Annotated in this window: 26 protein-coding genes; 11 read left to right on the plus strand and 15 right to left on the minus strand. The window is 58.6% G+C overall.

Translation table 11 applies throughout. The features are described 5' to 3' along the window. Positions 1–93 precede the first annotated feature (93 nt). Positions 94–3,006, plus strand: coding sequence for an EAL domain-containing protein (locus K1W69_RS23265; RefSeq protein ID WP_220230852.1), 2,913 nt, complete (start codon positions 94–96; stop codon positions 3,004–3,006). A gap of 24 nt (positions 3,007–3,030) precedes the next feature. Here the strand turns inward: K1W69_RS23265 and K1W69_RS23270 are convergent, their stop codons facing one another. Beyond that, positions 3,031–3,642 (minus strand): YqgE/AlgH family protein, encoded by a 612-nt coding sequence (locus K1W69_RS23270; RefSeq protein ID WP_220230853.1) that lies wholly within the window; start codon positions 3,640–3,642, stop codon positions 3,031–3,033. Between the two features lie 266 nt (positions 3,643–3,908). Here K1W69_RS23270 and K1W69_RS23275 point away from each other — a divergent pair, with 266 nt between their 5' ends. Continuing rightward, complete coding sequence (locus tag K1W69_RS23275; protein WP_220230854.1) at positions 3,909–4,616, plus strand: protein-disulfide reductase DsbD domain-containing protein; 708 nt, start codon at positions 3,909–3,911, stop codon at positions 4,614–4,616. A gap of 87 nt (positions 4,617–4,703) precedes the next feature. Beyond that, complete coding sequence (locus tag K1W69_RS23280) at positions 4,704–5,189, plus strand: peroxiredoxin (RefSeq protein ID WP_220230855.1); 486 nt, start codon at positions 4,704–4,706, stop codon at positions 5,187–5,189. Here K1W69_RS23280 and rnhA read toward each other — a convergent pair. The 11 genes from rnhA to coxB form a co-directional block, all read right to left on the minus strand. Further along, positions 5,173–5,622 carry a ribonuclease HI gene (rnhA, locus tag K1W69_RS23285; RefSeq protein ID WP_220230856.1) on the minus strand — a complete coding sequence of 150 codons (450 nt, stop codon included), beginning with the start codon at positions 5,620–5,622 and terminating at the stop codon, positions 5,173–5,175. The genes K1W69_RS23280 and rnhA overlap by 17 nt on opposite strands. Continuing rightward, positions 5,619–6,590, minus strand: a complete 972-nt coding sequence (locus tag K1W69_RS23290) for a homoserine kinase (RefSeq protein ID WP_220230857.1) — start codon at positions 6,588–6,590, stop codon at positions 5,619–5,621. Before K1W69_RS23290 ends, rnhA begins: the two co-directional genes overlap by 4 nt. A gap of 112 nt (positions 6,591–6,702) precedes the next feature. Beyond that, positions 6,703–7,770, minus strand: a complete 1,068-nt coding sequence (ispH, locus tag K1W69_RS23295; protein WP_220230858.1) for a 4-hydroxy-3-methylbut-2-enyl diphosphate reductase — start codon at positions 7,768–7,770, stop codon at positions 6,703–6,705. A gap of 77 nt (positions 7,771–7,847) precedes the next feature. Then, positions 7,848–8,633: an SURF1 family protein gene (locus K1W69_RS23300; RefSeq protein ID WP_370688296.1), complete on the minus strand. Its 786-nt coding sequence runs from the start codon at positions 8,631–8,633 to the stop codon at positions 7,848–7,850. A gap of 30 nt (positions 8,634–8,663) precedes the next feature. Then, positions 8,664–9,050, minus strand: a complete 387-nt coding sequence (locus K1W69_RS23305) for a DUF983 domain-containing protein (RefSeq protein ID WP_220230860.1) — start codon at positions 9,048–9,050, stop codon at positions 8,664–8,666. A gap of 76 nt (positions 9,051–9,126) precedes the next feature. Next, on the minus strand, positions 9,127–10,002 hold the full coding sequence (locus K1W69_RS23310; protein WP_220230861.1) for a cytochrome c oxidase subunit 3: 876 nt from the start codon (positions 10,000–10,002) through the stop codon (positions 9,127–9,129). Between the two features lie 53 nt (positions 10,003–10,055). Further along, complete coding sequence (locus tag K1W69_RS23315; protein ID WP_220230862.1) at positions 10,056–10,670, minus strand: cytochrome c oxidase assembly protein; 615 nt, start codon at positions 10,668–10,670, stop codon at positions 10,056–10,058. 5 nt (positions 10,671–10,675) lie between these two features. Continuing rightward, positions 10,676–10,825: a cytochrome c oxidase system small membrane protein gene (locus tag K1W69_RS23320; protein WP_220230863.1), complete on the minus strand. Its 150-nt coding sequence runs from the start codon at positions 10,823–10,825 to the stop codon at positions 10,676–10,678. 3 nt (positions 10,826–10,828) lie between these two features. Next, on the minus strand, positions 10,829–11,764 hold the full coding sequence (locus K1W69_RS23325; RefSeq protein WP_220230864.1) for a heme o synthase: 936 nt from the start codon (positions 11,762–11,764) through the stop codon (positions 10,829–10,831). A gap of 63 nt (positions 11,765–11,827) precedes the next feature. Continuing rightward, on the minus strand, positions 11,828–13,483 hold the full coding sequence (gene ctaD / locus K1W69_RS23330) for a cytochrome c oxidase subunit I (RefSeq protein WP_220230865.1): 1,656 nt from the start codon (positions 13,481–13,483) through the stop codon (positions 11,828–11,830). A 3-nt stretch (positions 13,484–13,486) separates the two neighbouring features. Then, complete coding sequence (coxB, locus tag K1W69_RS23335) at positions 13,487–14,383, minus strand: cytochrome c oxidase subunit II (RefSeq protein WP_258571306.1); 897 nt, start codon at positions 14,381–14,383, stop codon at positions 13,487–13,489. A gap of 382 nt (positions 14,384–14,765) precedes the next feature. Here coxB and K1W69_RS23340 point away from each other — a divergent pair, with 382 nt between their 5' ends. The 3 genes from K1W69_RS23340 (at position 14,766) to K1W69_RS23350 (ending at position 18,007) form a co-directional block, all read left to right on the plus strand. Continuing rightward, complete coding sequence (locus K1W69_RS23340) at positions 14,766–15,269, plus strand: invasion associated locus B family protein (protein ID WP_220230867.1); 504 nt, start codon at positions 14,766–14,768, stop codon at positions 15,267–15,269. Between the two features lie 109 nt (positions 15,270–15,378). Continuing rightward, on the plus strand, positions 15,379–16,794 hold the full coding sequence (tldD, locus tag K1W69_RS23345; RefSeq protein WP_220230868.1) for a metalloprotease TldD: 1,416 nt from the start codon (positions 15,379–15,381) through the stop codon (positions 16,792–16,794). Between the two features lie 187 nt (positions 16,795–16,981). Beyond that, positions 16,982–18,007 (plus strand): polysaccharide deacetylase family protein, encoded by a 1,026-nt coding sequence (locus K1W69_RS23350; RefSeq protein ID WP_220230869.1) that lies wholly within the window; start codon positions 16,982–16,984, stop codon positions 18,005–18,007. A 29-nt stretch (positions 18,008–18,036) separates the two neighbouring features. Here K1W69_RS23350 and pdxH read toward each other — a convergent pair whose 3' ends face one another. Next, positions 18,037–18,672, minus strand: coding sequence for a pyridoxamine 5'-phosphate oxidase (pdxH, locus tag K1W69_RS23355; protein ID WP_220230870.1), 636 nt, complete (start codon positions 18,670–18,672; stop codon positions 18,037–18,039). A gap of 124 nt (positions 18,673–18,796) precedes the next feature. Here pdxH and K1W69_RS23360 point away from each other — a divergent pair, with 124 nt between their 5' ends. The 5 genes from K1W69_RS23360 (at position 18,797) to ribB (ending at position 23,040) form a co-directional block, all read left to right on the plus strand. Continuing rightward, entirely contained in the window at positions 18,797–19,159 is a 363-nt protein-coding gene (locus K1W69_RS23360) for an RT0821/Lpp0805 family surface protein (RefSeq protein ID WP_220230871.1), read from the plus strand. A gap of 129 nt (positions 19,160–19,288) precedes the next feature. Further along, a complete protein-coding gene (gene fabI, locus K1W69_RS23365) occupies positions 19,289–20,110 on the plus strand; it encodes an enoyl-ACP reductase FabI (RefSeq protein WP_220230872.1) in 822 nt (273 codons plus the stop codon). Between the two features lie 20 nt (positions 20,111–20,130). Then, the gene (locus K1W69_RS23370; RefSeq protein WP_220230873.1) at positions 20,131–20,751 is read left to right on the plus strand and encodes a histidine phosphatase family protein; all 621 of its coding nucleotides are present in this window, start codon (positions 20,131–20,133) and stop codon (positions 20,749–20,751) included. 60 nt (positions 20,752–20,811) lie between these two features. Then, complete coding sequence (gene aroC / locus K1W69_RS23375) at positions 20,812–21,915, plus strand: chorismate synthase (protein ID WP_220230874.1); 1,104 nt, start codon at positions 20,812–20,814, stop codon at positions 21,913–21,915. 9 nt (positions 21,916–21,924) lie between these two features. After that, complete coding sequence (ribB, locus tag K1W69_RS23380) at positions 21,925–23,040, plus strand: 3,4-dihydroxy-2-butanone-4-phosphate synthase (RefSeq protein WP_220230875.1); 1,116 nt, start codon at positions 21,925–21,927, stop codon at positions 23,038–23,040. A gap of 6 nt (positions 23,041–23,046) precedes the next feature. Here ribB and K1W69_RS23385 read toward each other — a convergent pair whose 3' ends face one another. Continuing rightward, positions 23,047–23,841: a DUF1206 domain-containing protein gene (locus K1W69_RS23385; RefSeq protein ID WP_220230876.1), complete on the minus strand. Its 795-nt coding sequence runs from the start codon at positions 23,839–23,841 to the stop codon at positions 23,047–23,049. Next, on the minus strand, positions 23,825–24,484 hold the full coding sequence (locus tag K1W69_RS23390) for a phosphatase PAP2 family protein (RefSeq protein WP_220230877.1): 660 nt from the start codon (positions 24,482–24,484) through the stop codon (positions 23,825–23,827). Before K1W69_RS23390 ends, K1W69_RS23385 begins: the two co-directional genes overlap by 17 nt. Positions 24,485–24,534: the final 50 nt, after the last annotated feature.

Raw genomic sequence — 24,534 nt, forward strand, 5'->3', positions numbered from 1 at the left:
AGGAATGGCGGCGTATCACCGGCTTTTTCGCCGGCAATATGCAATTGGGCGAGCTTTGAGGGATCATTTCGATTTGAAAGTGTCTCGCGCTAGATGCAAAACAGAATTTTAGTTCATCTGATTAGTTATTTCAGAACCTGCGCGGCGTTCTGTCTGAACGCGGCAGCGGCGTTTGTTTGCGTGCTGACGCTGGCCGTGGCCGTACAGGCGGCGGAGCCAGTCAAGATCTCCAGGGACGACAACGCGCTCGACCTGACGACCACGACCGAGATCTTCTCCGAACAGGGCAGCGCATTTCAGACACAAACCGCGCCTGACGCCGACGGCATCGTGCGACGCATCGAGGTTCGGGCCAGTTCCGACAATCACTCCGGCGACTGGGCCGTCTTTTCACTCGCCAACGTCACCGACGAACAAATCGACAGGCTGATCGTCGCGCCGCATTTCAGGCTTGTCGGCTCCGGGCTCTTCTGGCCGGACCTCGGCTCCAACAGGATCACATCGATTACGCCAAGCGAGGGATTCGCGCTTGACCGCGAGCAGAGCGACGAGGCGGACATATTCCGGCTGACGCTCAACCCCGGTTCGATCATCACATTCGTCGCGGAAATGGCTTCGCCGAAACTGCCGCAGCTGTATCTCTGGGAGCCGGAAGCCTACAAGGACACCATCAATTCCTTCACGCTCTATCGAGGCATCGTATTGGGGATCGCCGGTCTTCTCGCCGTTTTCCTGACCATCCTTTTTGTCGTGAAGGGCACATCCGTATTGCCTGCGACCGCAGCGCTCGCCTGGGCGGTGCTCGCCTATATTTGCGTGGATTTCGGGTTTCTGGCGAAACTCGTGAGCACGACCCCCACGGATGAGCGCATATGGCGCGCCGGCACGGAGATAACGCTTGCGGCAGGTCTGGTGATCTTTCTCTTCACCTATCTCAATCTCAATCGCTGGCACGCCAATTTGAGCTTTGCGACGCTGACCTGGATCGTCGGGCTCGGCATTCTTTCCGGCGTCGCGATTTACGATCCTTCGATCGCCGCCGGAATCGCCCGGTTCTCCTTCGCCGCCACAGTGATCGCGGGCACCGCCCTTATCGCGTATCTGTGCCTCAACCGCTACGACCGCGCCATCATGCTGATCCCCACCTGGGTCTTGATCATATGCTGGCTGTTCGGTGCGTGGCTGACGGTCACCGGCCAGCTGGCCAATGACATCGTGCAGCCTGCGCTTGGCGGCGGGCTGGTGCTGATCGTGCTTCTCATCGGCTTTACAGTGATGCAGCACGCTTTCGCCGGCGGGGTGCACCAGCAAGGACTGTTCAGTGATCTCGAACGCCAGTCGCTGGCGTTGACCGGTTCTGGCGATATCGTGTGGGACTGGGACGTTTCGCGCGACAGGATCGTCACCATGCCGGATGTAAGCTGGCAACTCGGCATGACGCCCGGCAGCCTTTTCGGCCCGGCCAGAAACTGGCTGCCGCGCATCCACCCGGACGACCGTGACCGTTTCCGCACCACGCTCGACGTCGTGCTCGAGCATCGGCGCGGACGGATCAACCACCAGTTTCGCATACGGGCGGAGGACGGGCACTATCACTGGCTGACCCTGCGCGCGCGACCTGTCGTTGGCTCGGACGGCGAAGTAATTCGTTGCGTGGGCACTTTGATCGACGTCACGGAACAAAAGAGTTCGGAAGAGCGACTGCTGCACGACGCCGTGCACGACAACCTGACCGGTTTGCCGAACCGCGAATTATTCGTCGACCGGCTGGACGCCATTATCGCTCTGGCGAGCGCCGAAGACAGCGTCAGACCGACGATTTTCGCCATCGACATCGACCGGTTCAAGCAGGTCAACGATGAACTTGGCATTTCCGCCGGGGACACGATTTTGCTGACGATCGCCCGACGCCTGAAGCGGCTGTTGAAACCGCACGACACGCTTGCGCGCATCAGCGGCGACCAGTTTGGCCTGATCCTGCTGTCCGAACAGGACCCGGCCAAGGTCGCGGCCTTTGCGGAAGGCATAAACAAGGCGATCATGGTGCCGATCAATTTTAGTCAGAAGGAAATCATCCTGACGACCTCGATCGGCCTCGTGACATGGGTCGACGAGAAGTCCTCTCCGCAGGATCTGGTCAAGGACGCGGAACTGGCCATGTACCAGGCCAAACGCGCCGGCGGGAACCGGATCGAACCCTTCCGTCCGGCTTTCCGAAACGCCGGCACCGACAAGCTGCAAATCGAATCCGACCTGAGACGGGCGCTCGAGCGCAAGGAAATCTCGATGGTCTACCAGCCCATCGTCGATATCGAGAGCCACGACATCGCAGGTTTCGAGGCGCTGATGCGCTGGGAGCACCCGCGCCGCGGCAGCATTCCGCCCAGCGAGTTCATTCCGATTGCAGAGAATTCCGATCTGATCAACCGCCTCGGGATGTTCGCGTTGCAGAAGGCCTGCGAGGATTTCGGGGAGTGGCAAAGGGCGATTGGAGAACTCCCGCTGTTCGTTTCGGTCAATCTTTCAAGCAACCAGTTGCTGCGCAACGAACTCTATACCGATGTGCGCTCGGTGCTTACCAAGACCGGATGCCAACCCGGCAACATCAAGCTGGAACTGACAGAAACCGTCGTGATGCAAAATCCTGAACAGGCGGCGCGAATTCTGGAGCGTCTCAAGCAGCTCGGCATTCGGCTTGCTCTTGACGACTTCGGCACCGGTCATTCCTCCTTGTCATATCTGACGCGGTTTCCCTTCGACACGATCAAACTCGATCAGTCACTGGTTCGCAGCCCGAACGACAAACAGTTCGTGCTGCTGCGCTCGATCATCGCGATGGCGCAGGATCTTGAAATGAGCATCGTCGCCGAAGGCATCGAAACCACGGAGGACGCCGACGAACTGGCTGAAATGGGCTGCGACTACGCGCAGAGCTTTATCTTCGGACCACCCATCGAAAAGGACTCCGTAATCAAGCTGCTGCGCGAACACTTCACGCTTACCTGATTCAAATTGAAGGTGGAAAAAGCCTCAGGCCTGACCGCACTCGCTTGAAAGCATGACCGGATCTATGCCGAGACAGGCAAAGGCCTGGTCGTATTTGTCGTCGATGGCTTCGCCGAAAATGAAATCGGCGGTGGCCGGACAGGTTAGCCAGCCATTGGCGCTGATCTCGTTTTCGAGTTGCCCCGCGCCCCAGCCCGAATAGCCCATCATGACGATCGCCTGTTCGGGTCCGCGGTTTTCGCTGATCGCGCGCAGGATGTCGGTGGTTGCAGTCACGCACAGATTTTCGGCAACAACCATCGTGGATTGGCTGGTGTAATTGTCGGAGTGGAGGACAAACCCCCTGCCCGTATCGACCGGCCCGCCATTCTGCACCCGCATTCGCTGCGCCCGGTCTGGCAGGGTGATCGCTTCCTTCTCGTCTATGAGTTCCAGTTGGAGGAGCAATTCGTCGAAACCGAGCTGCTGCGGACGGTTGAGGACAAACCCCATCGCACCGTTTTCCGAATGGGCGCAGACATAGATCACCGTACGGGCGAAATTGCTGTCGCTTAGCCCAGGCATGGCGATAAGAAGCTGGCCTTCGAAGCAGCCATTGCCTCTTTCCTCAGGACCGGTTTCCTCAAGAATGTTCATGGACGCCAGCTTAGCACGCTCTGTGCGAATGGGAAGGGACGGAGCGGCCGGATGGGCGGATTTTGCTGCGTCGGCATCACCCGAATATGATCCGGAGCGAACAGAGTTTACTGGTTCGCGCACGCGACAGCGCCTAATGTCTCGTCATGTTAAGAATCCTTCATTCCCCCTCATCCGCCATTGTTGCATTTTATCTTGCCTTCATCACACTGCCGGTCGTGGGACATACCGCCAGCAGCGAGTGGGCTGAAACGGAGGGCGGGCGCGTGCGCCTTACAGCACTGCCGCCGTCGGAAGACGGCGTAATCCTCGCCATTCTCGACGTCGACCTGCTGCCGGGTTGGAAAACCTATTGGCGCGATCCGGGCGACGCCGGCATTCCGCCGCAGCTCGATTTTGCAAAAAGCGCCAATATCGAGACCGCCGAAACAAAGTTTCCGGCCCCCGAACGCATCGACGACGGCTATGCGGTCTGGGCGGGCTACACCTATCCGGTCGCATTTCCGATCCGCCTTGATCAACGCGAAGCCGGAACGCAGAGCGTCATCGACGTTAACGTCTTCATGGGCATCTGCGAAAAGATATGCATACCCGTACAGGCGGAGTTCAACGTGACGGTGGCGCCGCAGGACGCAGCGACCGATTATGAAAAGCATCTCGTCGAAACAGCATTTCGCCAATTACCCGCTCAACCGCATGACGGATTTCGCATTGACGGCGTCACGCTTGACGACAATGGCAAGTCAGTCAGCTTCAATATGCATGCGCCCGGAGATGAGATCGAAATCTTTGTGACGGGTCCCCAGGGCTGGGTCTTCGACGCGCCACAAGCACAGGCTTCCAAGGATGGGTACACCACGTTCCAGGCGCCTATTCTCGACGCGCCACAAGACGCAACGCTCTCCGGCGCCAGCGTCGTCATCCTCGCGAAAGCCGGACGTCAGAGCATCGAGACCGAAATTAGTGTGCCCTGAGCCATCGACAGACGCTGGCGATGCAGTATGTATAACGGCGCACACAAATGACGGCAGCTAAAGCCGCCAAGCAAAGGGATGATAAAAGTGACGATATCAGCAGGTGACAAACTGCCGGAACTGACGCTCAAGGAAGCAACAGCCGACGGCATGAACGAGGTGACGACCAAGGATCTGTTTTCAGGTAAAAAGGTGGTGCTGTTCGCAGTTCCGGGCGCCTTCACGCCGACCTGCCATCTCAACCATTTGCCGGGCTACCTGGAAAACCGCGACACGATCCTGGCCAAGGGCGTAGACGAGATTGCGGTGCTTTCCGTCAATGACGGATTCGTCATGGACGCATGGGCGAAAGCCTCCAACGGCGCAGGAAAGATCCGCTTCGTGGCTGACTGGGACGCAGCCTTCACGAAAGCGATCGGCATGGATATGGACCTGTCAGCGGGAACGCTCGGCGTTCGCTCGAAACGCTACTCGATGATCGTCGAGGACGGCGTGGTCACATCGCTCAACGTCGAAGACAACCCCGGCCAGGTGGCCAATTCCGGCGCAGCGGCGATTATCGAGCAGCTTTAGGCTTGTAAGGCTCCATGGCGTGGCGGGCGAGTTCGTCCGCCCGCTCGTTCTCCGGATGTCCGGCGTGGCCCTTGATCCAGTGCCACTTGACCTCGTGCCGATTGCGGACTTCATCGAGCGCCTGCCAGAGATCGGCGTTCTTCACGGGCTTTTTAGCCGCGTTTCTCCAGCCGTTTTTCTTCCAGCCATGTATCCACTTGCCGATCCCGTCCTTCACATAGGACGAGTCGGTGTAAAGATCGACGCTGCAGGGCCGCTTGAGCGTCTCAAGCGCTTCGATCGCGGCGGTCAGTTCCATTCGGTTGTTGGTGGTTTCGGCTTCACCGCCCGACAATTCCTTTTCGACCTTGCCGTAGCGCAAAATCGCGCCCCAACCGCCAGGCCCCGGATTGCCCGAACAGGCGCCATCGGTGAAGATTTCGACCGAATTCATTCGACGCCCCGATAGCCGTATTCTCCGACATTCCCGATCCGGCGATGAAAGCGGAGATATTTCAGATATTCGACCGGGTTCTTCTTGACCACTTTCGCGTCGTTGGAAACCGTCAGCCAATCATAGAGTCTGGTGAGAAAGAAACGCAGGGCCGCGCCCCTTGCGAGCAACGGCATCGCTTCCAGTTCCGCATCGTCAAGCGGTCGCACGGATATGTAGCCGTCGAAAAGGGCCATTCCCTTGGTGATGTTGAAAGACCCGTCTTTCTCAAAACACCAGGCGTTGAGGCAGATGGCGACATCATAGGCCAGGAGATCGTTGCAGGCGAAATAGAAATCGATCAGGCCCGAAAGCCTGTCCGAGAGGAAGAATACATTATCGGGAAACAGGTCTGCGTGGATCACGCCGGCAGGCAGATCAACGGGCCAGCCCTCCTCAAGCTCAACCAGATCGTTCTCAATCTCAGCCGCCATGCCGCGCTCGACCTCTTCGGCGCGCGCCGAAGACATCTCCCACAGGGGCCGCCAGGCACCCACGGATAGCGCATTGGCGCGCTCAAGCTGAAAATCCTGGCTGGCGCTGTGCATCTGCGCCAGCGCCCGCCCGACCTCGCGGCAATGCGAAGCCTGGGGATTGCGCGGCCACATGCCTTCCAGAAATTCGATGATGGCCGCGGGACGTCCGGCCAATTGCCCGATCGCCTCGCCATCCTTGCGGCGTATCGGCAGCGGGCACTTCACCGACTTGTCGGCGAGATGTTCCATCAGTCCCAGAAAGAACGGCAAATCGCAGCGGTCGACCCGTTTTTCGTACAGCGTCAGGATGAAGGAATTCCTGTCGGTGGTCATGAGAAAGTTGGAATTCTCGACCCCCTCGGCGATGCCCTTGTAAGAAAGCAGCGTCCCGATATCGTATTGCTTAAGGAATGCGATCAGTTCCGCTTCGGAGATATCAGTATAAACGGCCAATTCCGAGCCCCTTGTCGCGGCAGTGCTGAGTTGTTCCCGTCGGAACTAAATTTCCCGCAACCAATATGCAAGGCGGTTTGGGGACGCCACGGGCTTTTTCAGGGAAAAACGCTTATTCGGTTCCGGCGCGGGCCAGGCTGCGCGGACGGGGCGCAGGCGCATCGCGCGGTTTGTCGCCATTGACGAAGGCCATATCGGAATCGGTCAGTTCAATGTCTCGCAGATCCCGCATGACCGGAAAATTCTCGTTTTCGATGGCAGTCTCGGCCAGTTCTATTCGAACGTCGAACCGCGACTTGAAGGCGTCGATGATCTCGTCGACGATGATCTCGGGCGCCGAAGCTCCGGCTGACAGACCGACGGTCAAAGACTGTGTGTCATCGATCCTGTCCCACGGAATTTCAGATGCTCTTTGCACCAGAATGGAATCATGCGCGCCAAAGCGGCTCGCCACCTCGACAAGCCGTCGTGAATTTGACGAGTTCGGCGCGCCGACGATGACGAACAGGTCGCAGTCGGGCGCCGCCGCCATGACGGCCTCCTGGCGGTTGGTCGTCGCATAACAGATGGATTCAGCGGCCGGCGCAGCCAGATTTGGAAACCGCCGCTGCAGAACCTTGATGATGCCGGCCGTATCCTCGACCGACAGGGTCGTCTGGGTTACAAAACCGAGCGCGTCGGGATCAGTCGGCTGGTAGGTTTCGGCGTCCTGTTCGGTCGCTATGAGGCTCACGGCTTCCGGCGGCAGCTGCCCCATCGTTCCGATCACTTCCGGATGTCCGGCGTGTCCGATCAGAACCACGTGCCGACCGAGCCTCTGGTGACGCATGGCCTGCTTGTGAACCTTGGAAACCAGCGGACAGGTAGCATCCAGATAAAACAGGTTGCGTTCGCGCGCATCGGCGGGAACCGACTTCGGCACGCCATGGGCTGAAAAGATCACCGGTTGGCGATAGTGTTCCTCTGGAATCTCGTAGAGCTCTTCCACAAACACGGCGCCGCGCGCCTGAAGACCCTCGACGACATAGCGATTGTGGACGATCTCGTGGCGCACATAGACGGGCGCGCCGTATTTCTTGAGCGCAAGAACGACGATCTGGATCGCCCTGTCAACGCCAGCGCAAAAGCCGCGCGGTCCACACAGGCGAATGGTCAGCGGAGCCTTCTCAGCTTCGGTCATGGATTAAATCGCAATCATTTGTGTGGCGCGTCATCGCTACAGCAGATATGGGATCGCCGGTCCGGGATCAACCTTCATCAGTCTTTTTCGTTTCGCGCGCGCCAGACGTAGTAGCCGGCCACAAGCACGAGAGCGGCCGCCAATCCGAACCATGTGATCACATATTGCAGGTGATTGTTGGGCAGATTGACCCGGGTGACGCCGGCGATCGGCCCTTCGATCGGCGGCGCGTCCGACAAAGCGATATCCGCGAAAAACGGCGTGACCTTTTCGGGGTCCAGGCCCATTGCAGTCGCCATCGACGGCATGTCCTTCCAGTACCACGTGGCGTTGGCGGGGTCGTTGTCCGGCACCACCCAGCCCGGCTTTTCGAAGAGCGGATTGCGGGCGAGCGCTACAAATTCGACAGGTCGGTCCACCGGCTTCCAGGGACGGTTCGAGGCGTCCTTCAGATCATAGGGAACGAAGCCGCGATTGACGATGATCGTCTTGCCGTCAGCCGTGGTCAGCGGCGCATACAGATACCAGCCGGACGCGCCTTGATGGGTCGCCAGATAATCCTGTTCCTTTGTGTGATCAAAAACGCCAGAGAGCCGGATTGGCACATAATCCACATCCCCCGTTTTTCGCCATAATGCGAGCGCCTCGTCCAGCGTCAGCGGCGCGCCCCGCATTCGTTGCTCGATTGTCGCAATGAGATTTTCTTTCCACTCGAGCCGCCTGACCTGCCAGCTGCCAAGCGCGACAAGTATGACGAGCGCCGCGATCGTGATTGTATAGAACAGCAGGCCGGGCCGCCGCCTTCGCCCCGGCTCCTGCTCAACTGCTTGGCGTTTACCCGCCGTTTTGGGGTTCGATGTCACCGCTCGCATTCCTGTTGGGGCGGCGTATGCTCAACCCCTGTCGATCTTGCCTTCACTGGCGTCGTTCTTGAACTGCATGTTGATCAGCACGCCCTTGAGCGCCCGCAGCAGCCAGAGGGACAGTCCAATGGTTAGAGGTATCCACAAAATGAAATGCAGCCATAGCGGCGGCGAGTAGCTGACCTCTAGCCAAAGCGCCAGACCAACAACAATAAAGCCTATGATGAGGATGACGAAGACCGCCGGTCCGTCGCCAGCATCAGCAAAATCATAATCCAAACCGCACATTGCACAGTTCTTTTTCAGCGTCAGGAAACCATCGAATAGATGTCCCTGACCGCACCGCGGACATCGTCCCTTAATACCTGTCGAAATCGGATCGAGTGACGGATAGATCGCCCTGTCCTGCTCGCTCATCGAAAATCAGTCTCCCGAAATGATGAAGGGCGCCGACGCGTAGCGCCGGCGCCCTTCCGAATTGCCGCCGGGCTGGTCAGTGCGCAATTTCCGCGCCCCAGGAAGCCCAGATGTAAATGCTGAAGAAAAGGAACAGCCAGACAACGTCCACGAAGTGCCAGTACCAAGCGGCGGCCTCCATGCCGAAATGCTGCTTGGGGGTAAAGTCTCCAGCCATTGCCCGGATGAGGCAGACCAGCAGGAATATCGTTCCGATTATGACGTGGAACCCGTGAAATCCGGTGGCCATGAAGAACGTCGCGCCATAGATCGATTCCTTGAAGGCGAAAGGCGCGTGAATGTACTCGTAGAGCTGTACAAAAGAAAACAGGACACCGAGCGCAACGGTGATGGCAAGTCCTGCCACCAGGCCGTCGCGACGGTTGTGCAGAAGGGAATGGTGCGCCCAGGTCACCGCCGTGCCGGAAAGCAGCAGGATGATCGTGTTGTAAAGCGGCAGGTGCATGGGATCCAGCACCTCGATGCCGACCGGCGGCCAGTGTCCTCCAGTATGCTCGACACGGGCGTATTGCGCGGCTTCGCCTGCGTAAATGGCTGCGTCGAAGAAGGCCCAGAACCAGGCGACGAAGAACATCACTTCCGAAGCGATGAACATCAGCATGCCGTAGCGCAGATGCAGCGACACAACGCGGGTATGATGACCCTGATGGGCTTCTTTTACAACATCGGTCCACCACCCAATCATGGTGAACAGCACAACCGCCAGTCCGATGAAGAAGAGATAGGGGCTGGCCATATCCATTCCGAACAACGGTAGCGAGCCGCCTGACAGGTAGCGCATGTATCCGATGCCGCCGAGCGCCATAACAAGCGCGCCCATGGATCCTACAAACGGCCAAGGGCTGGGATCGATAATGTGATAGTCGTGTTGTTTCTGATGCGCCTCGGCCATTTCGTTTTCCCCGATTACGTCATTCTCTCGCCGCCTGCGCGGCGCTGTTGATATTAGAGCCTTCCGGCTTCTTCGTTCCTGATCTGCCTGACTTCCGCCACTGGCTTCGCCTCATCCTCGATGGGATACATAGTATAGGAAAGCGTCAGTGTCGTGATGTGTTTCGTTTCAGGTGCGTCGACAATCGCCGGATCCACGTAAAACACGACCGGCATATCCAGCGTCTCTCCCGGCTGCAGATCCGTTTCCGTAAAACAAAAGCATTCGACCTTGTTGAAATAGACGCCGGCGGCCTGGGGCGTCACGTTGAACAAGGCTTGCCCGCCCGTCGTCCTGTCCGATTTGTTCCTGGCGAGATAAGAAATCTGCCGGGTTTCGCCTATCCGGACTTCGACCTCGCGCTCCACGGGCTTGAACTCCCAGTCGAGCCCGCTTGAAATATTGGAATCAAACCGCACCTTGATCGTCCGATCAAGGATCCGGTTCGAATATTGCTCGGCTCTCTGGATAGTTCCGCCATAACCCGTGACCTGGCAGAAGAGCTGGTAAAGCGGAACTGCGGCGTAGGAAAGTCCGATCATGCCGACAACGACGCCAACGCAACCGAGCAGGATTGCGTTGTTCCGCTTCGCATTCGCTTTGAGCTTTTCCGAAGGCCTGTCCATCATTGTCCTCAAAGCGGCCTGTCAAACATGCTGGGACCGAATTTCACGATCGTCGCGACATAGAAAAGCACGACCAGAAGCGCCAGCGCCAAGGCTATCGCCACCGAACGACGACGTCTGACCTTTTTCTGACTCTCGGTCAGTTCTATCCGATCCATCACTCATAATCCAAAACGCACGGCCAATCCTTCGACAAGAAGGACCGCAAACAGACTGGCAAGATAGAGAAGAGAAAATCCGAACAGGGATTTCGCCGGGGCCATCACCGCATCGGTGTCCGGCATCCTGAACACTCGCCATGCGCGTTGCACAAACAGCAAGCCCATTATGGCGGAAAACACGCCGTATACGGGACTGGCGAACCCGAGAGCATAAGGGAGCACGCCGACGCAAGCTGTCAACACGGCGTAAAACAGGATCTGCCCCTTGGTGGATTTCATGCCGGCCACGTTCGGCATCATCGGCACGCCGGCCTTTTCGTAGTCGCCGACCTTGTAAAGCGCCAGCGCCCAGAAATGCGGCGGCGTCCAAAGGAAGATCATCAGAAAGAGAACGATGCTGTCGATAGACACGGTTCCGGTCACGCAGGCCCAACCGATCATTGGAGGAAAAGCGCCGGCGGCGCCCCCGATCACGATATTCTGTGGCGTCGATCGCTTGAGCCACATCGTGTAAATGACGGCATAGAAGAAAATCGTGAAGGCCAGAAGAAACCCTGCGAACCAGTTGACCAGAAGCCCCAGCGTCAACACCGAGAAGGCGGCGAGCACCAGACCGAAGGACAAGGCTTCCTGAGGCTTGATCCGCCCAGTCGGGATCGGACGGCCTGAGGTGCGCGACATCACGCGGTCGATGTCGGCGTCGTACCACATGTTCAACGCTCCGGAGGCGCCCGCGCCAATTGCGATGCACAAGATGGCGACGAAGGCCAGGAACGGGTGGATGCCCCCCGGAGCCACGATCATTCCGGCAAGGGCCGTAAAGACGACAAGCGACATTACGCGCGGCTTCAACAGCGCGAAATAGTCACGCGGCTCGGCCTCGGAAAACCCGATATCGGCGGAGTCGAGCGTTGCCATGTCTTCAGAATAGGTCATTCGCGACTTTCAACGTCCCTTATCAGATGCAGGGAGCCGCCCGAAGGCGGCTCCCGCGTTAGCTTACTTGATCCGCGGAAGCTGTTCCCACTGGTGGAAAGGCGGAGGCGAACTCAAGGTCCATTCCAGGGTGGTGGCGCCCTCGCCCCATGGGTTGTCGCCAGCGACGCGCTTGCGCCGGAAAGCTTCCCATACGCCGAACAGGAAGACTAGAACGCCGACCGCCGCGATGTAGGAACCGATCGAGGAAACCATGTTCCATCCCGCATAGGCGTCCGGATAGTCGATGTAGCGGCGCGGCATTCCGGCCAGACCGAGGAAGTGCTGCGGGAAGAAAACCAGGTTCACGCCTATGAACATGATCCAGAAGTGGCTCTTCGCCAGGAAGGAATTGTACATGTAACCGGTCATTTTCGGGAACCAGTAGTACCATCCGGCGAAGATCGCGAAGACTGCTCCCAGCGAAAGCACATAGTGGAAGTGCGCGACAACATAGTAGGTGTCGTGCATGGCGCGGTCGAGGCCGGCATTAGCCAGCTGAACGCCGGTGACGCCGCCCACGGTAAACAGGAAGATGAAACCCAGAGCCCATATCATTGGCGTGCGGAAAGTCAGCGAGCCGCCCCACATGGTGGCGATCCACGAGAAGATCTTCACCCCAGTCGGCACCGCGATGACCATCGTCGCAAAGACGAAATAGCGCTGCGTGTCGAGCGACAGGCCGACCGTGTACATGTGGTGCGCCCACACGATGAAGCCGACTGCGCCGATAGCGACCATGGCGTAGGCCATGCCCAGGTAACCGAAGACCGGTTTGCGTGAAAAGGTCGCCACTATGTGGCTGATGATGCCGAAGCCCGGCAGGATCAGGATATACACTTCCGGATGCCCGAAGAACCAGAACAGGTGCTGGAAAAGGATCGGATCGCCGCCGCCCTGAGGCTCGAAGAAGGACGTTCCGAAGTTGCGGTCGGTCAGAAGCATGGTGATGCCTCCCGCCAGAACCGGCAGCGCCAGCAGAAGCAGGAAGGCGGTGATCAGCACCGACCAGGCGAACAGCGGCATCTTGTGAAGAGTCATGCCGGGCGCGCGCATATTCAGGATCGTGGTGATGAAGTTGATCGCGCCAAGGATCGACGACGCGCCTGCAATGTGCAGCGACAGGATCGCGAAATCCATGGCCGGACCCGGCTGTCCGCTCGTCGACAACGGCGGATAGATGGTCCAACCGCCGCCCACGCCATAAGCGCCCGGCGGGCCTTCGACGAACATCGACAGCAGCAGCAGTATGAAAGCCGGAGGCAGCAGCCAGAAGGAAATGTTGTTCATCCGCGGGAACGCCATGTCCGGCGCGCCGATCATGATCGGCACCATCCAGTTGGCGAAACCTCCGATGAGAGCCGGCATCACCATGAAGAAGATCATGATGAGACCATGCGCCGTGGTGAACACGTTGTACATCTGCTTGCCGCCGTCAATGGAGCCGTCAGCGCCATATCCGTAGACCATCGAGGCCAGACCGTTGAAGATCTGGATTCCCGGCTCGGCCAGCTCCATACGCATGAAAATGGAGAGCGTGCCGCCGATGATGCCGGCGATGATCGCGAAGATCAGATAGAGGGTCCCGATATCCTTGTGGTTCGTGGAATAGACCCAACGCGTCCAGCCGTAAGGCTTGTGTTCGCCGTGATCGTGCGTCGCTGTGGAAGATCCAGCCATGTTCTACTCCTTGATCTTCTCTGCTTCGTTGGCTGCAAGCCTGACAGTCTTGTCCTGTTCGATGGAGGCCATCAACTGCTTGTTGGCCTCGCCGAGATTATCGGCCGCCGAGGCCAGCCATGCGTTGTATTGCTCTTCCGATACGACCCGGATCGCGATCGGCATATAGGCGTGGTCCTTACCGCACAGTTCAGAACACTGTCCGTAATAGAGGCCTTCTTTTTCGGCCAGGAACCATGTTTCGTTCATCCGACCCGGCACGGCGTCCATCTTGATGCCAAAAGACGGCATTGCGAAGGAATGTATCACGTCCGCAGCGGTAATCAGAAGTCTGACGGTCATGCCGACCGGAACGACAACTTCGTTGTCAACGGCGAGCAGCCGCGGATAGACGGCTTTGTCTTCCTTGCCGTACTGCGCTCTGTCCGCGTCGGCAAGAATCAGCGCATCGAAAGAGAGCTCATTCTCGGTCTGGTATTCGTAACCCCAGTACCACTGGTATCCGGTCGCCTTGATCGTGAGATCAGGCTCTCCCGGAGGCGTATATTGCGCGTTCAGCAGCTGAAAGGAGGGCACGGCGAGGAAAAGCAGGATGACGACAGGGCCGATCGTCCAGATAACCTCGACAAGTGTGTTGTGGCTGGTTTTCGACGGAACGGGGTTTGCTCCCGCCCTGAAACGCAGGACCACAATTACCAGAAGCGCCAGCACGAGGATTGTGATGGGGACAATGAACCACAGGGTATAGTGATTGAACCATCTGATTTCATGCATGATGCCGGTCGCCGCTTGCTGCATGCCTGTTTCCCAGGGGCGCGGCTGATCGGCCAAGGACGGGGTCACCATCAGCAGCACGCCTATCAGGGCTAGAACTGCATTCAACGGGTTTCTCACTACCATTCTCCCTCGAGCGTACGGATTGGCTGCAGGCCAAACCGCAAAGTCCCTCAATTTATAGCGCTTAAAATCATAGTTTAGAGCCAATCGCAACTAGAGGACAGATGAATCCATGCGACATTTTCGGCACTTCCAACAAGATATCGCGGGATCAAGGCCCGGTAAATCTTGTAATAGAGCCGTGAAACAGGACATATGGGACCGGCCATCAAAATCAATCGGAGGAGCGTAGGCGGGATGGTGAACGATTGTTGCCGCAATTTATCCCTAGGCGTCGACCCGACCATTGTCGTGAACTTGATTGCGACCCGTTTCCTTGCGGAGCCAACCGGTTCACGATAGGCATGTGATTCGCTCCCCAGCGACGAAAACAGAAACTCTGCAGATGAAAAAACACCTTATTGCTCTCCTTTCCCTCGCGACGCTGGCCGTCTCGCCGATCCCGACTTCGGCGCAACAGCCCGGCACTGTAAAGTCGACGCATGGCGCCTGGTCGATTCTCTGCGACAAGCCGGCCGGCGCGACGACCGAGCAATGCGCGCTGATGCAGAATGTGATCGCAGAAGACCGTCCGGAGGTCGCGCTTTCGGTCGTTGTGCTCAAGACGGCGGACAAGAAGGCGAGGGTCTTGAGGGTGCTGGCGCCGCTGGGCGTTTTGCTTCCCAATGGCCTCGGTCTGAATGTCGACGGCAAGGATATCGGCCGGGCCTATTTCGTGCGCTGTTTCACGGACGGCTGCTACGCCGAAGTGATACTCGACGACACGTTGCTGACGACGCTTGAAAACGGCACTATGGCCACCTTCATCGTCTTCCAGACGCCGGAGGAAGGAATCGGAATCCCGGTCGACCTCAGCGGCTTTACCGATGGTTTCGAAACCCTGCCCTGACGGCGACTTCGATACGCCCTTGGAAACCGCGGCTGACGCGCATTATATGTGACGCGGGGTCGGAGCCGTTCCGGCGCGACCGAAAACAGGCAAGAGACCGGGACTGGACATGGACAGAAATCTACTCCGCAACTTCGACTGCTCGGAAGAGAAGATCGCCGAAATCGTCAGCGACGCGCTGCGTGGTTCCGACGATGGCGAGCTGTTCGTCGAGTATGAGGAGATGGAGTCGCTTGTCTTTGACGATGGCCGACTAAAGGCTGGAAATTTTACATGCGACCAAGGGTTTGGCCTGCGTTGCGTCGCTGACGAGGCAATTGGCTACGCGCATGCGGGCGACCTTTCGGAAGCCGCGCTGAAACGCGCCGTATCGGCCGTTTCGTCCGTCACGCGCGGTTATGGAGGCGACTATGCTGCGTCTCCCGCAAGAACCAACAAGCACCTCTATGGCGAAGAAAACCCGATCGGCGCGCCGAGTTTCGAGGAAAAGGTTCAGCTGCTGCGGGAGATCGACGCCTATCTGCGCGCAAAGGATCCGAAGGTCCGCCAGGTGACAGCCTCTCTGGCCGCAAGCTGGCAGATCGTCAATATTCTGCGCGCGGACGGCGAGAGAATGCAGGACATCAGGCCGCTGACCCGCCTGAATGTCAGCGTGGTTGTCGGTGAAGGAGACCGTCAGGAAAGCGGCTCTTTCGGAGCGGGCGGCCGCCGGGGATTCGGCGAGTTCATCGCCGAGGATTCATGGAAACAGGCCGCCGACGAGGCCTTGCGACAGGCGCTCGTCAATCTCGTCGCCCTCCCGGCGCCCGCTGGCGCCTTCGACGTGGTGCTTGGCGCCGGCTGGCCGGGCGTAATGCTTCATGAAGCAGTCGGGCACGGTCTCGAAGGGGATTTCAATCGCAAGAAGACGTCGGCCTTCGCCGGACTTCTTGGCCAGCAGGTCGCGGCGCCCGGCGTGACAGTCGTCGATGATGGAACGATAGAGGGCCGTCGGGGATCGCTGACGATCGACGACGAGGGCACGCCGTCCGGATACAATGTCCTGATCGAAGACGGCAAGCTTGTCGGCTACATGCAGGACAGGCAGAACGCCCGTTTGATGGGCATGAAGCCGACAGGCAATGGACGTCGTCAGTCGCACGCTCATCAACCCATGCCGCGCATGACCAACACCTACATGCTGAGCGGCGATTACACGCCTGAAGAAATCATCGGCTCGGTGGACAAGGGCGTCTACGCCGTCTCCTTCGGCGGCGGACAGGTGGACATCACGTCCGGCAAATTCGTGTTCGGCTGCACGGAAGCCTACATGATAGAAAACGGCAAAATAGGCGCTCCCATCAAAGGCGCAATGCTGATCGGCAACGGTCCGGACGCCATGCACCGGGTGACCATGGTCGGCAATGATTCCAAGCTCGACAACGGTATCGGCATGTGCGGCAAGGCCGGACAGAGCGTGCCGGTCGGCGTCGGACAGCCACATCTGCGTATGAACCAGATGACGATCGGCGGAACTCAGGTCTGACGGCCGCATGACATCCGGCGCACTTAACATTTTGGCGCGGATTCAGCATCGATTAATCCCGATGGTGGTATGACCCGACAAACGCCGGCGCATTTGCGTTCGCCGGCGGGAATCCATCTTATCCGCCAACGCAATCGAGCGATGCATGGGACGAATACAGGCTATGGCCTACCGGAGTGCGCACCGCTTGGCCATCAGCGGCGCGCTGGAAGCCGTGTCGCTCGCAGCGCAGCTGAAAATCGTTCCAACACAAAAGCATCGCGGCGTTATTTTCACCTTGCATCACGTCTGCGCCGAACGCCCGGATCGTTTCCAGCCGAATGCGCATCTTTCGATAACGCCTCAATTTCTTGACAGGGTTCTGGCTACGGTGCGTCGCAACGGCTGGAAACCTGTTCGGCTGGAGCAATTGCCGCACCTGCTTTCTCGCGGCGACAATGGCGACCGTTACGCTGTGTTCACGCTTGACGACGGCTATCGCAATAACAGAAGCGAAGCCCTTCCCGTATTCCGGAAGCACGAAGTTCCCTTCACGGTCTTTGTGACCTCGGGCTTCATGAGACGCAGCCGTTCGATCTGGTGGATGACGCTGGAAGAAATCCTGCGCAGCAGCCGATCGCTGACATTCGGCGGCGCTCAGATGAAGACACAAAGCGCGCTCGAGAAATATGCAGCATTCGATCGGGTGTGCCACTATCTTGAAGGCACAGAAGAAAATCAGTGTGTCGACGATCTGGACGCCCATGCGCACGCTCTTGGCTTCGATCCGATGTCGATCGTCGAGCGCGAGGTTCTTTCGTCACAGGACGTCGCGGCCTTTTCCAGGGATCCGCTGGTTTCCATCGGCGCGCACACGGTCAACCATCTGAACCTTGCGAAACTCGAACCGGAGCTCGCCGCCCGGGAAATGTCGACATCAGCCGACGAAATCGGCGCACTGACCGGACAACGACCGACGCTCTTCGCCTATCCGTATGGAAGACGCGGCGCAGCCTGCCAGCGCGAGTTTGAAATCGCCGCGCAATGCGGTTTCGACATTGCAGTTACGACGCGACCCGGCATGATAGGAACCTCGGATGGCGTAAACATGCTGTCGCTGCCGCGCATATCGCTCAACGGCTATTTCCAGAAATCTCGCTATATTGAAGCGCTGCTGACGGGCCTTCCGTTCAGATTCGCCGGCGTGCTCGGACAAAACGTCGGAAACGGATAAGCGCAGTACTTTCCGCGAATTAAGACAGTCTACGGATATAGACGGGTTTTGCGCCAGCTTTCGTTCTCCGGATCGCGCTCGAACCTCATCCGGTCATGTAGCCTGAACTTTCGATCGTGCCAGAATTCGATACTTTCCGGAACAACGCGAAATCCTGACCAGTGAGCAGGTCTTGGAATCTCGCCCAAGCCAAACTTCGCCGTGTACTCCGCGACGGATTTTTCGAGCGCAAAGCGATTTTCCAGCGGTCGCGACTGTCGGGAGGCCCAGGCTCCGATACGGCTGCCGCGCGGCCGGCTGTCATAATAGGCGTCAGCTTCCTCGTCGCTGACGATCTCGACCGTTCCCCTGATTCTCACCTGGCGACGCAATGACTTCCAGTGAAAGCACATGGCGGCCTTGCGGCTGGCGAGCATTTCCTCGCCCTTGGCGCTCTCAAAATTCGTGTAGATCGTGAAGCCGGCGTCATCGAAACCTTTCAACAAGACCATTCTGACATTCGGCATGCCGTCGTCGTCGACGGTTGCAAGCGCCAGAGCCGTAGGATCGTTCACCTCGCGCTTGGTTGCATCCGCCAGCCATTCGCCAAACAGCTTGATTGGTTCTTCCGACAGGGTAAAGTCACGAGTCTGGGTGTCAGTTTCGGTTGCCATGACTTCTTCCATTGTTAAATTCCAAACCGCGGTCAGGCCACGGAGTTGTCCGCTTCGACCGGGCGGCTCAGAAATAGTGCGGGCGCTGGCAAGAGACAACCGGAAATTCTGCGTCGCCGTATTGTTGGCTGTCGTCTTGATTTCAGCCGGATGCGCGACAAACGGTCCAGACTATGCCTCCCTCGCCGATCCCGTCTCTCAGCCGGCGCCGGCGGGTGTCGCGACCGAACAAGGCAGCGACGAGAATTCCATTCTCGCAGCCGTCGCCGGAGCTGAACCCGGAACGCCTCCAACTGTCGCTCTTGCCTGGACAAACGAACAGAACGGCAATTCAGGCTCTGTGACGATTGTGGGAGAAGAAGGAAAAGACACGCAACTGTGCAGGACTTTCATTGCCTCCAGGCAATCCTACAACGGCGTTTCGCAATTTACCGGCGAAGCGTGCCGAAACCGCCGCGGCGCAGACTGGTACCTGAATTCCATGGAAATGCGAGAATAGGAGTTGAGGCCGCAGTTTTCCGATTGCGCCTGAAATTCTCAAATCCGCCAGCCGGTTATGCCGCCCTTCAGCTTGAACCCTTTTGCCGGCTGTGCCATAGGCTTTGCACGAACAATCGAGGAGCTGAGCATGGGTCTGACCGCCGGTTTGATGAAGGGTAAGCGCGGCATCATTCTAGGAGTCGCCAATAACCGCTCCATAGCCTGGGGTATCGCCAAGGCGTGCGCCGACGCCGGAGCCGAGTTGGCCATGACCTATCAGGGCGACGCCTTGCGCAAACGGGTCGAGCCTCTGGCCAGTGAGCTGGGCGCATACGTCGTCGGTCATTGTGACGTCACCGATCCGGATACGATGGACGCAGTGTTCGCCGAGGTCGAAAAACGGTGGGGCAAAATCGATTTCATGGTCCACGCCATCGCCTTTTCCGACAAGGACGAACTGACGGGACGCTATGTCGACACGAGCCGCGAGAACTTCAACCGCTCGATGGAAATCTCGGTCTATTCGCTGACGGCGCTTGCCCAGCGTGCGGAAAAGATCATGAATGACGGCGGATCGATCGTGACGCTGACCTATTACGGCGCGGAAAAGGTCATGCCCCACTACAACGTCATGGGCGTCGCCAAGGCTGCGCTCGAAGCGAGCGTGCGCTATCTCGCAGTCGACCTCGGAGACCGCGGCATAAGGGTCAACGCCGTTTCGGCTGGCCCGATCAAGACACTGGCGGCTTCCGGAATTGGCGATTTCCGTTACATCCTTAAATGGAACGAGTACAATTCGCCGCTGAAACGCACAGTGACCATAGACGAAGTCGGAGAATCGGCGCTCTATCTGCTCTCCGATCTGTCGCGCGCCGTAACCGGCGAAGTGCATCACGTCGACTCGGGCTATCATACGATTGGCATGAAATCGGTGGATGCTCCCGACATTTCCGTCGTCAAGGACAGCTGAGCGAAACTCAGGCTCCGAACATGCTGAACTTCACATCGCCGATCTACGTGATTCGGCACGGCGAAACGGACTGGAATGTCGAGGTCCGGTTCCAGGGCGCGAAGAACATCGACCTGAACGCCAAGGGGCGGGTCCAGGCGCGACAGAATGGCGAGGCGCTGGCCCGCCTTCTGGGTGAAAAGGCAACCGATCTTGACTATGTTTCAAGCCCGCTCGCTCGCGCTCGTGATACGATGGCGCTGATGCGGGAAGCCATGCGGCTGCCGCCCGACGACTACAGGATTGACGAGCGGCTGATCGAAATCAGCTTCGGGGACTGGGAGGGACAGACCCTTTCGGAGCTCGAAAAAACCAGTTCCGAGAAAATCGCGGAGCGGGCGGCGAACAAGTGGAGCTTCTTGCCTCCCGGCGAACATGCGGAAAGCTACGAAATTCTGAGCTGGCGCGTGGCCGCCTGGCTGCAGTCACTGGAAAAACCCGTTGTCTGCGTTTGCCATGGCGGCGTTATCCGCACCCTGTTTCACCTGATCGCGGGGCTCGACGGCGACGAGGCGGCGGAAATTTCGACGCCGCAGGATCAGATCCTGAAAATCGAAGGCGACTCGATGAGCTGGCTTCCTGCCAACGCCTACGGGGTTTGACCGGAACCTCAAAACTGCATAGATCAGGCGATCTTCTGTCGACAAACTCCGGACACCTGCATGTCGCACAACACTTTTGGTCATCTGTTTCGCGTCACGACATGGGGTGAAAGCCATGGTCCGGCGCTCGGTTGCGTCGTCGACGGCTGTCCGCCGGGAATCGTCTTTACCGAAGCGGAGATCCAGCACTGGATGGACCGGCGCAAGCCCGGCCAGTCCCGATTCGTCACTCAGCGTCAGGAGGCCGACCAGGTGCGCGTTCTGTCCGGCGTGCTTGCACGCGATGACGGCGCCCTGATCACTACCGGCACGCCGGTCTCGATGTTGATCGAGAATACCGACCAGCGGTCGAAGGACTATTCGGAAATCGCAAGGCGCTATCGCCCGGGGCACGCCGACTACGCCTATGACCGGAAGTACGGATTACGCGACTATCGCGGCGGGGGTCGCTCCTCCGCACGGGAGACGGCGGCCCGCGTGGCAGCCGGCGGGCTGGCCCGCAAAGTGTTGCCGCAGGTGAGGATTCGCGGCGCCCTCGTCCAGATCGGCAAGAAAACGATCGACCGCAACAACTGGAACTGGGACTGCGTCGACCAAAATCCTTTTTTCTGTCCCGATCCCAAGATGACATCGGAGTGGGAAGCCTACCTCGACGGGATTCGCAAGCAGGGCTCGTCTGTCGGCGCAGTGATCGAGGTGGTTGCCGACGGTGTTCCGGCCGGACTCGGCGCGCCGATCTACGGCAAGCTGGACCAGGACATCGCCGCCAATCTGATGTCGATAAACGCGGTCAAGGGGGTCGAAATCGGCAATGGTTTCGCAGCGGCCGAGATCAGCGGCGAGCAAAACGCCGACGAAATGCGAATAGGCGATGACGGCAGACCGGTTTTCCTGTCCAACAATTCCGGCGGCATTGCGGGCGGCATTTCAACCGGGCAACAGATCGTCGCGCGGTTTGCGGTCAAGCCGACTTCGTCAATCCTGACCGAACGCAAGAGCATTGACGCAGACGGCAACGAAGTGGACATACGCACCAAGGGCAGGCACGACCCATGCGTCGGCATTCGCGCGGTCCCAATCGGTGAAGCCATGCTTGCCTGCACCCTGGCGGACCATTATTTGCGGCACAGGGGCCAGACCGGGCGTGCCGGATTCGAGGAGTAGATCTTTCCAATGACGTTTGATTCAAAGCGTGTCGTAGAGGCGTTGCGGGCCTTCGAGGCTGGCGAAATCGTCGTCGTCACCGATGACGACGGCCGCGAAAATGAAGGCGATCTGATCGTCGCCGCTGCGCACTGTACGCCGGAAAAGATGGCTTTCATCGTGCGCCACACCTCGGGCATCGTCTGCGCGCCGATGCCAAGATCAGAGGCTAAGCGGCTAAACCTCACCGCCATGGTGGCCGAGAACGACGCGCCGCATGCAACGGCGTTTACCGTGTCTGTGGATTACAAGCATGGCACGACGACCGGAATTTCGGCGGATGACCGGACTTTGACCGTTCGCAACCTGGCCAATCCCAACTCAGGATCAGCGGATTTCGTGCGACCCGGCCACATCTTTCCTCTGGTCTCCCGTGAGGGCGGCGTTTTGATGCGGTCCGGACACACGGAAGCGGCTGTCGATCTGTGCCGACTCGCTGGACTACCGCCGGTCGGCGTCATTTGCGAACTCGTCAATGATGATGGAACCGTAACGCGCGGCCCTCAAGTGGCGGACTTCTCGAAAAAGCACGGTCTGAAGCAGGTCAGCGTCGCCGATCTCATCGCCTATCGCCAGCGCAAGGAAACGCTGGTGAACAGGGGCGACGTGATGCCGGTTGAGACGGCGTTCGGTCCGGCGATGGTGCATACCTATTCTTTGACCTGGGACCCGATGCAGCACGTCGCCATCGTCTATGGCGATATTCGAGACGGCGTCGACGTTCCCGTCAGACTGCATCTGGAAACGGTGGTGGACGACGTTTTTGGCAAGAAACCGCCTATCCATCACTACATGCAGAAGATTGCAGAGCGCGGACGCGGCGTCATTGTCTATTTGCGGGAAGGATCGGTCGGGGTCGGCAATTTCGGCAATGAGAGAACGGCGGCTGGCGAGCGCGATGACGCCGAGGAGCATCGGGAAGCGCAGGAACGCAAGGGCGAATGGCTGGAGATCGGCCTCGGTGCGCAGATACTCAAGGATCTCGGCATATCCTCCATCGAACTCTTCTCCTCCAGAGAGCGACACTATGTCGGCTTGGAAGGGTTCGGCATCGCGATATCGAAGACGATCCTCGTGGACGACTGACAAGCGTCAGACGGACACCTGCCGCCACCGCGATTCAACCAGTGAATAGGATGCGAAAAGCGCGATGCCGACTGCAAGCAGCGCCAGAGGCAGCCAACCCATTGGCAGTGACTGGACGTAATCCAGCGCCGTCTTAAGATCGGGAACGCTGACATCGCCTTCGCCGAGTTGCGGCAGGCGTGTGAACAGTATGATCGCGATAACCGCAAAGATCAGGCCGCGCGAGGTTAGCCCGACGATCGAAATAATATCGATCATCGTTTGATATTTGGCCGGCGCCTGGATGTGATCGTTGAATTTCTTCGTCCAGGCCTTGCGAAAATGCGCAAAAGCGACCCCGCTGAATACGAGCCCGAGCGCCATGGTGACGATCATCGGTCCAACTGCGTTCACCGCCATCGAAATCACGCTGCTTTTCCCCCCGGAACCGGAAGACGACCACAGGCCGAGAAGCGACAAAGCATAGAATGATAGAGCAAGGTAGGTGAATGCGCTCACCAGCAATGCCCCGCGGATGACGAGCCCCTTTGGGTCCACACCGTGATTGTCGGCGTCCGCAATCGCCTGCAGGAGGCGCCACGCCGCGTATCCAAAGAGACCCAACACAACGAGCCCGATCAGAATGGCGCCGAAGCTTTGTTCCATGAGCGTCTGAAGCGCTCCTTTTGTACCCGTCTTGCCGCCATTGCCGATAGCGGCAAGGAATGTGAAAAAGGCAATGATCAGATAAACGACCCCACGGGTCGCATACCCTGCCCTCGCCGCGACCTGTATGCCGCCATGTTCAGTAAACGCGTTCATGGTAAACACCTATCTTGTTGTGCGCGATGAGCCAGGCGGTTCCCGCCCAGGCAAGTCCGATGCACCAACCGGCAAACACGTCGCTCGGCCAATGAACGCCAAGATAGACCCGACTCAGTCCGATGGTTATGGCGAGGAGAAATGCGGCGCAGAGAATGAAGACGCGCAACCCACGTCGGGGCACGTAGCAGCTGACAACTACCGCGAGCGTCATCCACGACACCATGGAAATCATGGCGTGTCCGCTCGGAAAACTGGCTGTAAATGTACGATCCATCGGTTCCGCAAAATCGGGTCTGGAGCGATCAAACGCCAGTTTCAAAACGGTTGACGCCAATGCGCCGCTCGAAAGGGCGGCGACAAGCAGGACAGCCCCTGTGCGTCTGGAGGCGAGCCACAAGACAATCGCCGCAAAAACCGTGGCCAGCACGATCACAGGATAGCCGCCGAGAGCGCTGATCTCGACGACAGTTTCCTCGAACCAGGGCGGCCCCCAGGGATCGTCGCTCATCACGGTTTCACCCATCGAATCCAGGATTGCATTATCGATTGGATCCATCCATCCACGATCGACAGCCAGGGCTATGACCACGAAACACAGGACGGCGGAGATGATCATCAGCAGAATAATCCACTGAGCCATTCCGAATTTGGACCCCGCCGCTTCTACATGACGGGATTTGTTGTTTTGTC

This window comes from Flavimaribacter sediminis (assembly GCF_019492055.1).
Lineage (GTDB): Bacteria > Pseudomonadota > Alphaproteobacteria > Rhizobiales > Rhizobiaceae > Flavimaribacter > Flavimaribacter sediminis.

What these genes read in the sequence shown, in the direction of transcription:
- K1W69_RS23320 (WP_220230863.1), bottom strand. Translation starts at nt 10,825, where the DNA reads ATGGATCGGATAGAACTGACCGAGAGTCAGAAAAAGGTCAGACGTCGT.
- aroC (WP_220230874.1), top strand. Translation starts at nt 20,812, where the DNA reads ATGTCGCACAACACTTTTGGTCATCTGTTTCGCGTCACGACATGGGGT.
- K1W69_RS23340 (WP_220230867.1), top strand. Translation starts at nt 14,766, where the DNA reads ATGAAAAAACACCTTATTGCTCTCCTTTCCCTCGCGACGCTGGCCGTC.
- tldD (WP_220230868.1), top strand. Translation starts at nt 15,379, where the DNA reads ATGGACAGAAATCTACTCCGCAACTTCGACTGCTCGGAAGAGAAGATC.
- ctaD (WP_220230865.1), bottom strand. Translation starts at nt 13,483, where the DNA reads ATGGCTGGATCTTCCACAGCGACGCACGATCACGGCGAACACAAGCCT.
- K1W69_RS23270 (WP_220230853.1), bottom strand. Translation starts at nt 3,642, where the DNA reads ATGAACATTCTTGAGGAAACCGGTCCTGAGGAAAGAGGCAATGGCTGC.
- K1W69_RS23265 (WP_220230852.1), top strand. Translation starts at nt 94, where the DNA reads ATGCAAAACAGAATTTTAGTTCATCTGATTAGTTATTTCAGAACCTGC.
- fabI (WP_220230872.1), top strand. Translation starts at nt 19,289, where the DNA reads ATGGGTCTGACCGCCGGTTTGATGAAGGGTAAGCGCGGCATCATTCTA.
- rnhA (WP_220230856.1), bottom strand. Translation starts at nt 5,622, where the DNA reads ATGAATTCGGTCGAAATCTTCACCGATGGCGCCTGTTCGGGCAATCCG.
- K1W69_RS23325 (WP_220230864.1), bottom strand. Translation starts at nt 11,764, where the DNA reads ATGACCTATTCTGAAGACATGGCAACGCTCGACTCCGCCGATATCGGG.
- ispH (WP_220230858.1), bottom strand. Translation starts at nt 7,770, where the DNA reads ATGACCGAAGCTGAGAAGGCTCCGCTGACCATTCGCCTGTGTGGACCG.
- ribB (WP_220230875.1), top strand. Translation starts at nt 21,925, where the DNA reads ATGACGTTTGATTCAAAGCGTGTCGTAGAGGCGTTGCGGGCCTTCGAG.
- coxB (WP_258571306.1), bottom strand. Translation starts at nt 14,383, where the DNA reads ATGGTAGTGAGAAACCCGTTGAATGCAGTTCTAGCCCTGATAGGCGTG.
- K1W69_RS23385 (WP_220230876.1), bottom strand. Translation starts at nt 23,841, where the DNA reads ATGAACGCGTTTACTGAACATGGCGGCATACAGGTCGCGGCGAGGGCA.
- K1W69_RS23370 (WP_220230873.1), top strand. Translation starts at nt 20,131, where the DNA reads ATGCTGAACTTCACATCGCCGATCTACGTGATTCGGCACGGCGAAACG.
- K1W69_RS23305 (WP_220230860.1), bottom strand. Translation starts at nt 9,050, where the DNA reads ATGAGCGAGCAGGACAGGGCGATCTATCCGTCACTCGATCCGATTTCG.
- pdxH (WP_220230870.1), bottom strand. Translation starts at nt 18,672, where the DNA reads ATGGAAGAAGTCATGGCAACCGAAACTGACACCCAGACTCGTGACTTT.
- K1W69_RS23390 (WP_220230877.1), bottom strand. Translation starts at nt 24,484, where the DNA reads ATGGCTCAGTGGATTATTCTGCTGATGATCATCTCCGCCGTCCTGTGT.
- K1W69_RS23315 (WP_220230862.1), bottom strand. Translation starts at nt 10,670, where the DNA reads ATGATGGACAGGCCTTCGGAAAAGCTCAAAGCGAATGCGAAGCGGAAC.
- K1W69_RS23310 (WP_220230861.1), bottom strand. Translation starts at nt 10,002, where the DNA reads ATGGCCGAGGCGCATCAGAAACAACACGACTATCACATTATCGATCCC.